Raw genomic sequence first — 13,919 nt, forward strand, 5'->3', positions numbered from 1 at the left:
GAGAAGGTAGCCTCGGGCGCTGATGCCTACCCTTGGGTAATGTCGCCCGGGTAGCGAACGTGCTCAGATCGTCCGAGAACGAACACCGAGAATGAAGAGGTTATTGAGTTGAAGCTTCGTAAGATCACGGTTGCCGGAGTAGCAATCGCCGCAGCCCTCACGATGTCCGCGTGTGGCTCCGACGACGGCGACACGGCGGCCAAGACCACGACGACGACTTCCGCAGCTGCCGAGACCTCGGAAGCCATCGAGGTGCCCACCGCGGCCGATCTCAACGCGCTTCTGGTGCAGGGCCTCGACCCGGCCACCCCGCTCGAGGTCAAGTCCGCGATGGTCGAGGGCTCGGAACAGGATCCGGAGCTCATCAACCAGGTCGCCGCCGCCGCCAAGGCCAACAACGCCCAGGTCACCGTTCTCGACCCGGTCATCGACAACGGTGACGGCACCGCCAGCGGCCAGCTGCAGCTGACCGTCAACGGCCAGGTCCAGCAGGGTGGCGTTCCGGCCATCTTCGTTCCCGGCGAGAACGGAACGTGGAAGCTGTCGAAGATCACCGCATGCCAGATCGTGTCGCTCGCGCAGCTGACCTCGCCTGCATGCCCTGCCTGATTCCAGGCCGAACTGTGCGGTCCTGACGGATCGCCGCGCTCTCGCACCGATGCCGGTGTCCCCTCGGGGACACCGGCATCGGTCGTTCCGGGGTCGGCTCAGCCGGCGGGTGCGGGCGCGAGCTTCGCCACGGCGGTGCTCGTCAGGTCGCCGAAGACGCCGGCGTCGATCGGATCCTGTCCCGTCGCGACCAGTTGAGTGACGGTGCTGCCGACGACGACCACTACCACGTCCGAGACGAGACTGACACCCTCGCTGGTGGTGACGAGCCGGAACGCCGTCGACGCGTCGCCCGCGGGCTGCTGCCCGCGGCCCCCGATCCGGTACTGCACCTGCACGCCGTCGGCGTCCGTGCCGCTGTATTGGGTGCATCCCGCCAGCCGGTCCTGCACCGCGGCGAAGGCCTGGGCCGCGTCGGCTCCGGTGGCGTAGCTCGCCGCGTCCTGGTCGATGGTCGCGAAGCCCGGGCCGGTGAACCAGCCGGACGCGGACGCCGGCGCTCCCGGGCGCTGGTCCGCGACCGGTGACAGCACCGCGCCGCAGTCCGCGGGATCCGTGCTCGATTTGTCGGAATCCGCCGACTCCGACGCCGGCGGCAACCCCAGATCCTCGTCGGGATCGGGCACCGGGGTGAATCCGACCGGAAGGTCGCCGACGTCGAGGAGCGCCGCCTTCAGCGCGGCCCGATCGGCGAACGGTGTGGCCGGCGCGTCCGGCGCCGCGGTCACCACCGGACCGAGCGGCTCCAGCGATCCGGCGTCGCCTGCGTCGCCGGACGCGTTCGACGAGCAGGCCGACAGTGCGAGCACGGCCAGCAGGGAGCAGGAGACGGCGACGGGTCCGCGGCGCATCAGGACCCCCACCGGACCGAGTTCGACGTGGTCTGGTGCAGGCGGGTGGCGCCGTCGGGGTCGCTGTACTCCTGGTCACCGCCCACGGTCACCGTCCCGGACACCGGCAGCGGAAGGCCCAGGTCGACGGTCATGGTGCCCGAGCCCTGCATCACGTACTGGTCGACGTTCAGCGTGCCTGCCTCTCCGGGCAGTTCCCACACGGGGGACTTCGGCTTCTGGTCGATCGTGTAGTCGACGGTGAGGCGGTTGCCGTCCCGCGCGGTCAGGGTGGCGACGGTCGTCTGGTCGAGCGCGATGCCGCTCATCACCTGCTGGCGGATCGTCCACTGGGCGCCCACACCGACCGGTTCCGACGGAAACGGGACCGTGCGGTACACGGCCTGGTAGAAGGCCTGCTCGATCGCGGAGCGGGCGATGTCCTGAGCGTCGGCGTCCGGTCGCAGTCGCAGCGCGGTGATCGCACCGGTGGGATCGACGGTGAAGCCGGCGCCGGAACCGGCACTGGCTTCGAGTGCGCTGCCGAGGCGGTCGTCGGGGCTGGTGACGTCGCCGAGCGTGAGGTCGACGGTGGTGCTGCCGTCCGCGTCCTCGGTCGCCCGGCCGACGGCGGCGGTGAGAGGGAGCGTCACCTGGGGGGAGGAGAAGTCCTGGGCGGGCTGGTCGTCGATCTGCTGGAACACCTGCGCGTCCGTGGTCAGCTGGACGTCCTGCGTGACCCCTGCCGGCGGTCTGCGTGAGATCACCTCCCGCGGTTCCTCGCCGGGCTGGATCAGTTCGACGGTGGTGGCGGAGATCGGGACGGTCACTTCGGCGGGAGTGGACGTGGACCCTGCGGGGCTCGACTCCGAGGAGTCGCCGTCACCTCCGCACCCTGCGGTCAGAGCGACCAGGGAGAGGGTTGCGGCGAGTAGGCAGAATCCGGGTCGCAGAGCATTCGAGAACAGTGGCACGCCCCCAGGCTAGTGCGCGCGGGAGCGCGTGAACGGAGGCTTGCCTCCGTAGTGGATGATGAACGGGTGAGTCAAGACCCCACGGCAGAGAACGAGACCGACGCCGAAGACCGGAACGACGGTGACACGTCCCGCGCCGTAGCCCCCCGGCCGGCGAAGCATCAGCGCAGGCTGCTGCTGTTCGCGATCGCAGGGACGATCCTCGCGACCGACCTGCTGACGAAGATCCTCGCCGTCGCCAACATCGAGCCCGGGCGCCCGGTCTGGCTGATCGGGGACCTCGTCTCGCTACGGCTCGTGCGGAACCCGGGCGCGGCGTTCTCCATGGCCACCGGCATGACGTGGCTGCTGACCCTCGTCGCCGTGGGGGTGGTGATCGGAGTCGTCCGCATCGGCCGGACGCTGCGCTCGCCGTGGTGGGCGCTCGGTCTCGGACTGGTGCTGGGGGGCGCCCTCGGCAATCTCGTCGACCGGTTCTTCCGGGCCCCCGGAGTGATGCAGGGGCACGTCGTCGATTTCGTCTCCGTCGGCTGGTGGCCGGTGTTCAACGTGGCGGACTCCGCGATCGTGTGCGGTGCGATCCTGCTCGTCGTGCTCACCCTGGTGGGGCTGGAACCGGACGGAACACGCAAGGGGGTAGAGAAGTGAGGGAAACACGGTCGATGCCGGTCCCGGACGGGCTCGAAGCGATGCGGGTCGACGCCGGCCTCGCGCGACTGCTCGGCCTGTCGCGCACCGCGGTCGCGCAGCTCACCGAGGAAGGCTCGGTGCTCGTCGACGGCGCACCCGTGGGCAAGTCCGACCGGCTGTCCGCAGGCACCTGGCTCGAGGTTGAACTGCCGGAACCGCCGCGGCCGCTGACCATCGAGGCGGAACCCGTCGAGGGCATGGAGATCCTGTACGCCGACGACGACGTGGTCGCCGTCGACAAACCGGTCGGGGTCGCGGCCCACGCCAGCGTGGGGTGGACCGGTCCGACGGTGATCGGCGGCCTCGCCGCCGCCGGCTTCCGGATCTCGACGTCCGGTGCGCACGAGCGCCAGGGCATCGTGCACCGGCTGGACGTCGGTACGTCCGGAGTGATGGTGGTGGCCACGTCGGAGCGCGCCTACACGCTCCTCAAGCGCGCGTTCAAGCAGCGGACCATCGACAAGCGGTACCACGCACTGGTGCAGGGGCACCCGGATCCGAGCAGCGGAACCATCGACGCCCCCATCGGCAGGCACCGCAGCAACGACTGGAAGTTCGCCGTCACCGCGGACGGCAAACCCAGCATCACCCACTACGACACGGTCGAAGCGTTCCAGGCGGCGAGCCTGCTCGACATCCACCTGGAGACGGGCCGGACCCATCAGATCCGCGTCCACTTCGCCGCGCTGCGGCACCCGTGCTGCGGCGACCTCACGTACGGGGCCGACCCGCGGCTGGCGGAACGCCTCGGTCTGGAGCGTCAGTGGCTGCACGCCCGGTCGCTCGGTTTCGCGCATCCCGCGGACGGGCGGTGGGTCGAGATCACGTCCAAGTACCCGAAGGATCTCGAGGACGCTCTCGGGGTTCTGCGGGCGAGCTGAGGTGCGGCTCCCGCGCCCCGGCGGTACCGCGGTGCCGGCCGTGCTCACCGCCGTCGTCCTGATCGCGGTGACGGTCGTGCTCGGGGCACTGAACCCCGTCCGGCGTGCGCCCGTGTCGACGGACACGCTGGGCCCGGACAACGGGGAAGTGGTGGCCGACTACCTGGCCCGGGCGGACCGATCGCTCGACGAGGCGGACGGTCGCCAGGAGCGCTGGGCGCTGGTCTCGTTCACGCGTCCGGTGACCACGGAGACCGTCCGGGACGCCGCGTCCGGCACTCGGGTGTCGCAGGTGCTCTTCCGCGTGCCGCTCGACCGGGTACAGACCCCCCTCGTGCCTGTGTCCGTCGCGGCAGGCGACGCGGCCCTCGCCCGGGCGAGCGACCTGGCCGCCGGACGCGCCCAGGCGATGACGGGCGAAACGGCGCGGCAGGCGCAGATCGCGGCGGTCTCGTCGGCGGAACTCGCCCGGAACTGCGCGTGCGTGATCGGCGTCGTCGTCCGCGGCGATCACGACGCTCTGGCCGCGCTGCGGTCCGAACCGGACGTCCGGGCGGTCGAGGCGCTCGGCGCCGACGCCGTCGCCGGGCGGTTCGCGGTGCGCCCGCTGCTGCCGGAGCAGGTCGAGACCGTCGCGCCCGGCCCCGACGACGGGGTCGTCCCGGGGAGCGGTTCGTGACGGCGCGGAAGGCGGAAACCGTGGGCGCCGCCTGCGGAGTCGGCGCCTACGTGCTGTGGGGCGCGTTCCCGGCGTTCTTCGGCCTGCTCGGCCCGGCCGGGTCGGTGGAGATCCTCGCGCACCGCGTGGTGTGGACGCTCGCGCTCATGTTCGTCGTCCTCGCGGTCTCGGGCCGGCTCCGCTCGCTGCGCGGGCTCAGCGCGCGCACCTGGCTGCTGGTCGCGGCCGCCTCGACGGCCATCGCGGTCAACTGGGGCACCTACATCTACGGGGTCACCTCGGACCGGGTGGTCGAGACGGCGCTCGGGTATTTCATCAACCCGTTGGTGAGCGTGCTGCTCGGGGTCGTGATCTTCCGGGAACGGCTCGTCCCCGCCCAGATCGTCGCGCTCGCTCTCGCCGCCGTCGCGGTGATCGTGATCACCGTCGACTACGGGCATCCGCCGTACATCGCGCTCACCCTCGCCGCCTCGTTCGCGCTGTACGGGCTGTGCAAGAAGGTGATGCCACTCGACCCGCGGACGAGCCTCGCCGCCGAGGGCATCGTGGCCGCACCCGTCGCTGTCGGCTACCTCGTGTTCCTCGCCCTCACCGGAACAGGCACGTTCCTCGGGTTCGGCGTCGGGCACACCCTGCTGCTGATGGCCGCGGGCCCGGTGACCGCCCTGCCGCTGCTGCTGTTCGGCGCGGCGGCGCAACGGGTGCCGTTGCGCACCCTCGGCATGCTGCAGTACCTGACACCGGCGCTGCAGATGGCGTGGGGCGTCGCCGTTCTCCACGAGGGCATGCCCGCGTCGCGGTGGATCGGTTTCGCCCTGATCTGGGTGGCGCTCGCGATCTTCAGTACCGATGCGCTGGTACGGGTCCGGCGCGAGCGGCGCAATTCCACCCCGTCCCAGGCGCCCGTCCCGTAACTCGCGTCACGACTTCGGCGACACCCGCCGTCGGCGACCGGAGCTGTCGGTCCGAGGGCCTACACTCGTGAGGCTCCCAGACCTTCAGAGAGGCGCACGTGGCTGACTCGTTCGTACATCTGCACAATCACACCGAGTACTCGATGCTCGACGGTGCGGCCAAGGTCGGCCCCCTGTTCGAAGAGGCAGCGCGGCTGGAGATGTCGGCGGTCGGCATGACCGACCACGGCAACATGTACGGTGCCAGCGAGTTCTACAACGTGGCGAAGAAGCAGGGCATCAAGCCGATCATCGGCATCGAGGCGTACGTCGCGCCCGAGTCCCGCTTCAACACCAAGCGGGTGCTGTGGGGCGACCGCAGCCAGAAGTCCGACGACGTCTCCGGTAGCGGCGCGTACACCCACATGACGATGGTCGCGGAGAACGCGACCGGTCTGCGCAACCTGTTCAAGCTGTCCTCCCTCGCGTCGATCGAGGGTCAGCTCGGCAAGTGGGCGCGCATGGACGAAGACCTCATCGCCACCCACCACGAAGGCATCATCGCGACCACGGGCTGCCCGTCCGGCGAGATCCAGACCCGGCTGCGTCTCGGCCACGACCGCGAGGCGCTCGAGGCGGCCGCCAAGTGGCAGGAGATCTGGGGCAAGGACAACTTCTTCCTCGAGCTGATGGACCACGGACTGTCGATCGAGCGACGGGTGCGTGAGGGCCTCCTCGAGATCAGCAAGAAGCTCAAGATTCCGCCACTCGCCACCAACGACTGCCACTACGTCACGAAGGACGCCGCGGAGAACCACGAGGCGCTCCTGTGCATCCAGACCGGCAAGACGCTGTCCGACCCCACCCGGTTCAAGTTCGACGGTGACGGCTACTTCCTCAAGTCCGCCGCGGAGATGCGGGCCCTGTGGGACGACCAGGTCCCCGGCGCGTGCGACAACACCCTCCTCATCGCCGAGCGCGTCCAGTCGTACGACGACGTGTGGGCGCACCACGACCGGATGCCGATCTTCCCGGTCCCCGAGGGCGAGACGCAGGGCACCTGGCTGCGCAAGGAGGTCATGCGCGGGCTGGACCGCCGGTTCCCCGACGGACCGCCCGAGGAGTACCTGGCCCGCGCCGACTACGAGATCGGCGTCATCCTCGAAATGGGCTTCCCCGCCTACTTCCTCGTCGTCGGCGACCTCATCAACCACGCCCGTGAGGTCGGCATCCGGGTCGGTCCCGGCCGAGGCTCGGCCGCCGGTTCGCTCGTCGCCTACGCGATGGGCATCACCAACATCGACCCCATCCCGCACGGCCTGCTGTTCGAGCGGTTCCTGAACCCCGAGCGCGTGTCCATGCCCGATATCGACATCGACTTCGACGATCGCCGTCGCGGTGAGATGGTGCGCTACGCGACGGACAAGTGGGGCAGCGACCGCGTCGCCCAGGTCATCACGTTCGGAACCATCAAGACGAAGGCGGCCATCAAGGACTCCGCCCGCGTCCAGTTCGGTCAGCCCGGTTTCGCGATCGCCGACCAGATCACCAAGGCGCTGCCGCCGCCGATCATGGCCAAGGACATCTCGGTGTCCGGCATCACCGACCCGAACCACGAGCGCTACAAGGAAGCGGTGGAGGTTCGCGCCCTCATCGATTCCAACCCGGACGTCGCGAAGATCTACCAGACGGCCAAGGGACTCGAGGGCCTGATCCGTAACGCCGGCGTCCACGCCTGCGCGGTGATCATGTCGTCCGAACCGCTGATGGACGCGATTCCCGTGTGGAAGCGCGCCCAGGACGGCGCCATCATCACCGGCTGGGACTACCCGTCGTGCGAGGCCATCGGCCTGCTGAAGATGGACTTCCTCGGACTGCGGAACCTCACCGTCATCGGTGACGCCATCGACAACATCAAGGCGAACCGGGGGATCGAACTCGATCTCGACACCCTCCCGCTCGACGACGCGGCCACGTACGAACTGCTCTCTCGCGGCGACACTCTCGGGGTGTTCCAACTCGACGGCAGCGCGATGCGCGACCTGCTGCGCCGCATGCAGCCCACCGGCTTCGAGGACATCGTCGCGGTGCTCGCGCTGTACCGGCCCGGTCCGATGGGCATGAACGCGCACAACGACTACGCCGACCGCAAGAACGGGCGGCAAGAGGTCAAACCCATCCACCCCGAGCTCGAGGAGCCCCTGAAGGAGATCCTGGCCGACACGTACGGCCTGATCGTCTACCAGGAGCAGATCATGCAGATCGCGCAGAAGGTGGCCGGGTATTCGCTCGGACAGGCCGACATTCTCCGTCGCGCCATGGGTAAGAAGAAGCTCTCGGTGCTGGAGGAGGCGTACGCCGGTTTCCGCGAGGGCATGCTCGCCAACGAGTTCTCCGAACCCGCCATCAAGGCGCTGTGGGACACCATCCTTCCGTTCGCCGGGTATGCGTTCAACAAGTCGCACGCCGCCGGATACGGACTGGTGTCGTTCTGGACCGGGTACCTCAAGGCCAACTATCCGGCCGAATACATGGCCGGTCTGCTCACCTCGGTCGGTGACGACAAGGACAAGGCCGCCGTCTATCTCGCAGACTGTCGCAAGATGGGCATCACCGTGCTTCCGCCGGACGTCAACGAATCGGAGGTCAACTTCGCCTCCGTCGGAGAGGATATCCGGTTCGGCATGGGCGCCGTCCGCAACGTCGGTGCCAACGTGGTGGGCTCGATCATCAAGGCGCGCAAGGAGAAGTCCAAGTTCGTCGACTTCTCCGACTACCTCAACAAGATCGACGCGGCCGCCTGCTCCAAGAAGGTCACCGAATCGCTGATCAAGGCAGGCGGATTCGACTCGCTGGGCCACCCGCGCAAGGGGCTCATGCTCGTCCACGCCGACGCCATCGACGCGGTGATGGGCACCAAGAAGGCGGAGGCGATCGGCCAGTTCGACCTGTTCGGTGGCGACGACGCCGACGAGTCGATCGCCTCGGTGTTCAACGTGAAGATCCCCGAGGAGGAGTGGGACTCCAAGCACCGGTTGGCGCTGGAACGGGAAATGCTGGGACTGTACGTGTCCGGGCACCCGCTCAACGGCGTCGAGCACGTGCTGTCGGCGCAGTCCGACACCGCGATTCCGACCATCCTCGAAGGCGACATCAAGGACGGCACCCAGGTCACCGTCGGCGGCATCCTCGCGTCGGTGAACCGGAGGATCAACAAGAACGGTCTCACCTGGGCGTCCGCGCAGCTCGAGGACCTGACCGGTGGCATCGAGGTGCTGTTCTTCCCGCAGGCCTACTCGGTGTACGGGATGGACGTCACGGAGGACTCCGTGGTGCTCGTCAAGGCACGCGTGTCGATCCGCGACGACCGGATCTCGCTCATCGCCAACGACCTTGCGGTGCCGGACCTCTCGGCGGTGGGGGTCGCGAAGCCGCTGGCGGTCAGCCTGCCGCTGCGTCAGTGCACCAAGGACAAGATCGGCGCGCTGCGGCAGGTGCTCACCCGCCATCCGGGCACGTCGGACGTGCACGTGCGGTTGATCGGCGGCACCGAGGTCACGTTGTGGAAGGTGGACGACGTGCTCCGGGTGGAACCGTCGTCGGCGTTGATGGGCGACCTCAAGGCGCTGCTCGGACCGAGCTGCCTGTCCGTGTGATCGCTTCGGTGGGTGCGGCTAGGAGCGCGGCGGGAAGAGCCGCCGCGCCCACCACACCACGACGGCGGCCGCGGCGGCGGTGAGAACGGCCGCCTGCAGCGTCTGGGTGACGACGAGGATCGTGACGAAGACCAGCAGCGCGACTGCCAGGGCCTCCAGCTTGTAGAGGGGCCACTCGGTGCCGGCGAGATCGACGGTCCTCGACTGGGTGCTGCGGGATACATCGCGGCGCACCCAAGCGTCGTGTGTCGTCATCGCACGTCACCTCACTGGAGCGGGTCGGGGAGCGGACGTCCCCGCGTGCGATCAGGGTACTCGGAATCCGGAGTTCGGCGCAACGAACAAACGGATGTGGCCTTTCGCATGTGCGCTGGTTCGGTGGAATCGGTGGCGGGCTCTCGCGGATCAGGTGTTGACTGGACGCATGCCACTCACAGGTGAATACGAACCCAGTCCGTCCAAGTGGGCAGCGGATCAGGCCGAGTTGATGGAATCCACCGACGGTGCCGAGGGCACGACGCTGGGCGGCAGGCCCGTCGTCCTGTTGACCACCCGTGGAGCGAAATCCGGCAAGATCCGCAAGACGCCGCTGATGCGTGTCGAGCACGACGGAACGTACGCGGTCGTCGCCTCGCTCGGCGGCGCCCCGAAGAACCCGGTCTGGTACTACAACGTGAAGGCCGAACCGCACGTCGAACTCCGCGACGGCTCGGCGACCAACGACATGGTGGCCCGTGAGGTGACGGGCGACGAGAAGGCCACGTGGTGGGAGCGGGCCGTCGCCGCGTTCCCGGACTACGCCGAGTATCAGAAGAAGACCGACCGGGAGATCCCGGTGTTCGTGCTCGAACCCGCCTGAGTCTCGCCCCGCCGCTGTCGTTCGCCGTTCGACCGTCCCCGACCGGAGGCCCGATGAGAGCGAAAACCGTTGCCGATCAACTGGTGCGTCAACTCCAGGACGTCGGCGTCCGGCGAATCTACGGAATCGTGGGCGACAGCCTCAATCCCGTCGTCGATGCCGTCCGGCGGTCGGGCGGCGCGGAGAACGGCGGCATCGACTGGATCCACGTGCGGCACGAGGAGGCCGCCGCCTTCGCCGCGGCCGCGGAGGCGCAGATCACCGGCAAGCTGGCGGTGTGCGCCGGCTCGTGCGGGCCGGGCAATCTGCACCTGATCAACGGACTCTACGACGCGGACCGCTCGGGGGCGCCGGTGCTCGCGATCGCGGCGCAGATTCCGAGCGAGCAGATCGGTCTCGGCTACTTCCAGGAAACCCACCCGGACCGGCTGTTCGTCGAGTGCTCCCGGTACGCGGAGCTGATCGGAACTCCCGCCCAGGCCCCGCGCGTCATGGCGTCCGCGATCGCGCACGCGACCGCGCTGTCCGGTGTCGCGGTGATCACCCTGCCGGGTGATATCGCGGACCGCCCTGCCGTGGGGCGGGCGCCGTCGGTGCCGCGCACCGGTGCGCCGGCGATCGTGCCCGACCAATCCGACGTGCAGGCACTCGCCGACGCGGTGAACGCGGCGGGGAAGGTCGCGATATTCGCCGGCGAAGGGGTCCGCGGGGCCCGCGAGGAGTTGCTGGGCCTGGCCGACACGATCGGTGCGCCGATCGGGCACACCCTCCGCGGCAAGGAATGGATCCAGTACGACAACCCCTTCGACGTCGGGATGACGGGGCTGCTGGGGTATGGGGCGGCGCACGACGGGATGCACGGCGCCGACCTCCTGCTGCTCGTCGGAACGGACTTCCCGTACAACCAGTTCCTGCCCGACGGCGTCCGCACCGCGCAGATCGACTGGGCCGCACAGCGAATCGGCCGGAGAACGGACGTCGAGCTGGCGGTGCACGGCGACGTGGGAAGCACGTTGCGTGCGCTCGCCCCGCTGATCCGGCGGAAGGACGACCGCCGCTTCCTCGACGACATGCTCGAGAAGCACCGGACGCTGATGAACAAGGTGGTCGGCGCGTACACGAAACCGGCCAAGCAACGCGTCCCGATCCATCCCGAGTACGCGGCGTCGATCCTCGACGACCTCGCCGCCGAGGACGCGATCTTCACCACGGACACGGGAATGTCGAACGTGTGGACGGCGCGCTACCTGACGCCGAACGGCTCGCGGCGTTTCCTCTCCTCTGCCCTGCACGGATCGATGGCGAACGCCCTGCCGCATGCGATCGGCGCCCAGGTATGCGCGCCCGGCAGACAGGTGGTGTCCGTGTCGGGCGACGGCGGGCTGTCGATGCTGCTGGGGGAACTGGTGACGGTCGCGATGTACCGGCTCCCGGTCAAGATCGTGGTGTTCAACAATTCCACGCTCGGCATGGTCAAGCTGGAGATGCTGGTGGACGGGCTGCCGGATTTCGGGGTCGACGTCGCACCGGTCGACTACTCGGCGGTGGCCTCCGCGCTGGGCATCTTCGCCCGCCGGATAGAGAATCCGGCCGACATCGAATCGGGTCTGCGGCAGGCGTTCGATCACGACGGACCGGCACTCGTCGATCTCGTCACCGACCCGTTGGCGCTGTCGCTGCCACCGACCATCACGGGTGGGCAGCTCACCGGTTTCGCGTTGGCGCTGTCGAAGATGGTGATGAACGGGGGTGTCGGCGAGGCCGTGAAAATGGCGAAGTCGAACGTCCGGAACGTGCCGCGACCGTCCCAGTTCGATCCGCGCGGCTGAACCCGACTGGTATCCCATGGCCGGAGAGTGGGAACATATCCGGGTGTCCACATCGCCCGATACCGCAGCCCAGAACATCACCTCGCCCCTGACAGTGGGCGACATCGACGCGGCCATCGAGCGAATTTCCCACGTGATCGACGCGACCCCACTGCAGTGGAGCGACCGCCTGTCGACGCTGACGGGCGCGAACGTCTACCTCAAGCGTGAAGACCTGCAGGTCGTCCGCTCCTACAAACTTCGCGGCGCCTACAACCTCATGGCCCAGCTCGACGCCGGCGAGCGCGCCGCCGGAGTCGTGACCGCCAGCGCCGGCAACCATGCGCAGGGCGTCGCGTTCGCCTGCCGCACAATGGAAATCACCGGCCGCATCTACGTCCCGTCGAACACCCCCAAACAGAAGCGTGATCGCATCCGTGCGCACGGCGGTGAGTTCGTCGAGCTGATCCTGACGGGGGAGACGTACGACGCCGCTGCCGCTGCGGCCGCCGCCGACGTGCGGCGGACGGGCGCGACGATGGTTGCGCCGTTCGACGACGCCCGGACCGCGGCCGGTCAGGGCACCATCGCCGCCGAGATCCTCGCCCAGCTCGGCACGGCCCCCGATTCCGTACTGGTGCCGGTCGGCGGCGGCGGGTGCATTGCCGGCATCGCCACGTACCTGCATGCGCACGCACCGCGCACGGCCATCGTCGGCGTGGAGCCGACGGGGGCGGCGTCGATGACGGCGGCCCTGGTGGCCGGTGGTCCCGTGACGCTGACAGAGATCGACCCGTTCGTCGACGGCGCGTCGGTGAAGCGGGTCGGCGACCTGCCCTACGCCGTGGTCTCCGCCCTCGGCGCTGAGGTAGTGACGCACACGTCGCTGGGCCAGGCCGATCGGTCGTCCACGATCCGACTCGATCCGGAGACGTTCGTGATGACCAACCTCGACGAGGGTGCGCTGTGCACCGCGATGCTCGAGCTGTACCAGAACGAGGGCATCATCGCCGAGCCCGCGGGCGCGCTGTCGGTGGCGGCGCTCGCGAACATCACGTTCGAGCCCGGTTCCACGGTGGTGTGCCTGATCTCGGGCGGCAACAACGACGTCTCGCGGTACGGCGAGATCCTGGAACGCTCGCTGGTGAATCTCGGTCTCAAGCACTACTTCCTCGTCGACTTCCCGCAGGAGCCGGGCGCGCTGCGCCGCTTCCTGGACGAGGTGCTCGGTCCCGAGGACGACATCACCCTGTTCGAGTACGTCAAGCGGAACAACCGGGAGACCGGCGCCGCTCTGGTGGGTATCGAACTCGGCAAGGCGGAGGGGCTCGGCGAGCTGCTCGAGCGGATGGAGCAGTCCCGCATGCAGGTGGAACGCCTGGAGCCGGGAAGCCCCGCGTACCGCTACCTCACCTGAGCCGCTACTTCTGCAGCAGCCGCGCGACGACCTTCTTGTACAGCTCGGGCTCGGGCATGGGAAGCCTGAGCAGCGCGGCCAGGTAGATGCCGTCGCCGACGAGGCGCACGATCTCGGCCTGCACAGGATCGTCGATCTCGTCCTGCAGGCCCTCGTCCCAGCTGCGCATGACGTCGGTGACGGCCTTCTGGATCTCGTCGTGCTGACCGTCGACGCTCCGTAGGGCGGCGATGGTGGAACGGTAGAGGGCGAGTTCCTCGGTGGTGCTCGCGTCGGGGACCTGCAGGTACCACTCGGACATCGAGGTGCCGCCGGACACGGCGTCGGCGAGCTGGGCGTCGGCCCGCTCGCCGAGCCGGCGCACCATGGCGGCGAGGAGTGCTTCCTTGCTGGGGAAGTGATAGAGCAGTCCGCCCTTGGACACCCCGGCCTCCGCCGCGACGGCTTCGAGGGTCACCTGGGCTATCCCCACGTCGAGCAGCAGCTTCTCGAGGGCGTCGAGTATTCGATCGCGCGTACCGGCAGCCATGGAGAGGGACTGTACCCGGGAAATAACTTTACCGTCCGGACGGTTAACGGTAAGGTTACGAAACTGTACCGGCCGGACGGTTCATCACGGTGAC

Annotated in this window: 13 protein-coding genes; 9 read left to right on the forward strand and 4 right to left on the reverse strand. The window is 68.7% G+C overall.

Features of this window, described 5'->3' with window-relative positions:
* Window positions 1-108: 108 nt before the first annotated feature.
* A complete protein-coding gene (locus tag CA951_RS07600; RefSeq protein ID WP_087556253.1) occupies window positions 109-609 on the forward strand; it encodes a hypothetical protein in 501 nt (166 codons plus the stop codon).
* A gap of 98 nt (window positions 610-707) precedes the next feature.
* Here CA951_RS07600 and CA951_RS07605 read toward each other — a convergent pair whose 3' ends face one another.
* Entirely contained in the window at window positions 708-1,460 is a 753-nt protein-coding gene (locus CA951_RS07605) for a sensor domain-containing protein (RefSeq protein ID WP_087556393.1), read from the reverse strand.
* Entirely contained in the window at window positions 1,460-2,413 is a 954-nt protein-coding gene (locus CA951_RS07610) for a hypothetical protein (RefSeq protein ID WP_087556254.1), read from the reverse strand. Before CA951_RS07610 ends, CA951_RS07605 begins: the two co-directional genes overlap by 1 nt.
* 51 nt (window positions 2,414-2,464) lie before the next feature.
* Here CA951_RS07610 and lspA point away from each other — a divergent pair, with 51 nt between their 5' ends.
* The 5 genes from lspA to dnaE all read left to right on the forward strand — a co-directional run bounded on the left by lspA (window position 2,465) and on the right by dnaE (window position 9,212).
* A complete protein-coding gene (gene lspA, locus CA951_RS07615) occupies window positions 2,465-3,061 on the forward strand; it encodes a signal peptidase II (RefSeq protein ID WP_179220138.1) in 597 nt (198 codons plus the stop codon).
* Complete coding sequence (locus CA951_RS07620) at window positions 3,058-3,984, forward strand: RluA family pseudouridine synthase (protein WP_005260233.1); 927 nt, start codon at window positions 3,058-3,060, stop codon at window positions 3,982-3,984. Before lspA ends, CA951_RS07620 begins: the two co-directional genes overlap by 4 nt.
* Before the next feature lies 1 nt (window position 3,985).
* Window positions 3,986-4,663 (forward strand): hypothetical protein, encoded by a 678-nt coding sequence (locus tag CA951_RS07625; RefSeq protein WP_087556256.1) that lies wholly within the window; start codon window positions 3,986-3,988, stop codon window positions 4,661-4,663.
* The gene (rarD, locus tag CA951_RS07630; RefSeq protein ID WP_087556257.1) at window positions 4,660-5,577 is read left to right on the forward strand and encodes an EamA family transporter RarD; all 918 of its coding nucleotides are present in this window, start codon (window positions 4,660-4,662) and stop codon (window positions 5,575-5,577) included. Before CA951_RS07625 ends, rarD begins: the two co-directional genes overlap by 4 nt.
* Window positions 5,578-5,675: 98 nt before the next feature.
* On the forward strand, window positions 5,676-9,212 hold the full coding sequence (dnaE, locus tag CA951_RS07635; protein WP_087556258.1) for a DNA polymerase III subunit alpha: 3,537 nt from the start codon (window positions 5,676-5,678) through the stop codon (window positions 9,210-9,212).
* 18 nt (window positions 9,213-9,230) lie between these two features.
* On the opposite strand, the gene CA951_RS07640 is transcribed toward dnaE, so the two are convergent.
* Window positions 9,231-9,467: a hypothetical protein gene (locus tag CA951_RS07640; protein WP_087556259.1), complete on the reverse strand. Its 237-nt coding sequence runs from the start codon at window positions 9,465-9,467 to the stop codon at window positions 9,231-9,233.
* Window positions 9,468-9,636: 169 nt separating this feature from the next.
* On the opposite strand from CA951_RS07640, the gene CA951_RS07645 reads away from it, so the two are divergent.
* From CA951_RS07645 to ilvA, 3 genes are read left to right on the forward strand one after another with little or no spacing between them, the layout of a single operon-like run.
* Window positions 9,637-10,071 carry a nitroreductase family deazaflavin-dependent oxidoreductase gene (locus tag CA951_RS07645; protein WP_087556260.1) on the forward strand — a complete coding sequence of 145 codons (435 nt, stop codon included), beginning with the start codon at window positions 9,637-9,639 and terminating at the stop codon, window positions 10,069-10,071.
* Between the two features lie 53 nt (window positions 10,072-10,124).
* Window positions 10,125-11,900 carry a pyruvate dehydrogenase gene (locus CA951_RS07650; RefSeq protein WP_087556261.1) on the forward strand — a complete coding sequence of 592 codons (1,776 nt, stop codon included), beginning with the start codon at window positions 10,125-10,127 and terminating at the stop codon, window positions 11,898-11,900.
* A 43-nt stretch (window positions 11,901-11,943) separates the two neighbouring features.
* A complete protein-coding gene (gene ilvA, locus CA951_RS07655; protein WP_087556394.1) occupies window positions 11,944-13,296 on the forward strand; it encodes a threonine ammonia-lyase IlvA in 1,353 nt (450 codons plus the stop codon).
* A 4-nt stretch (window positions 13,297-13,300) separates the two neighbouring features.
* On the opposite strand, the gene CA951_RS07660 is transcribed toward ilvA, so the two are convergent.
* Window positions 13,301-13,825, reverse strand: coding sequence for a TetR/AcrR family transcriptional regulator (locus tag CA951_RS07660; RefSeq protein ID WP_087556262.1), 525 nt, complete (start codon window positions 13,823-13,825; stop codon window positions 13,301-13,303).
* Between the last annotated feature and the right edge of the window lie 94 nt (window positions 13,826-13,919).

The organism is Rhodococcus sp. NCIMB 12038 (genome assembly GCF_002165735.1).
GTDB lineage: Bacteria > Actinomycetota > Actinomycetes > Mycobacteriales > Mycobacteriaceae > Rhodococcus_F.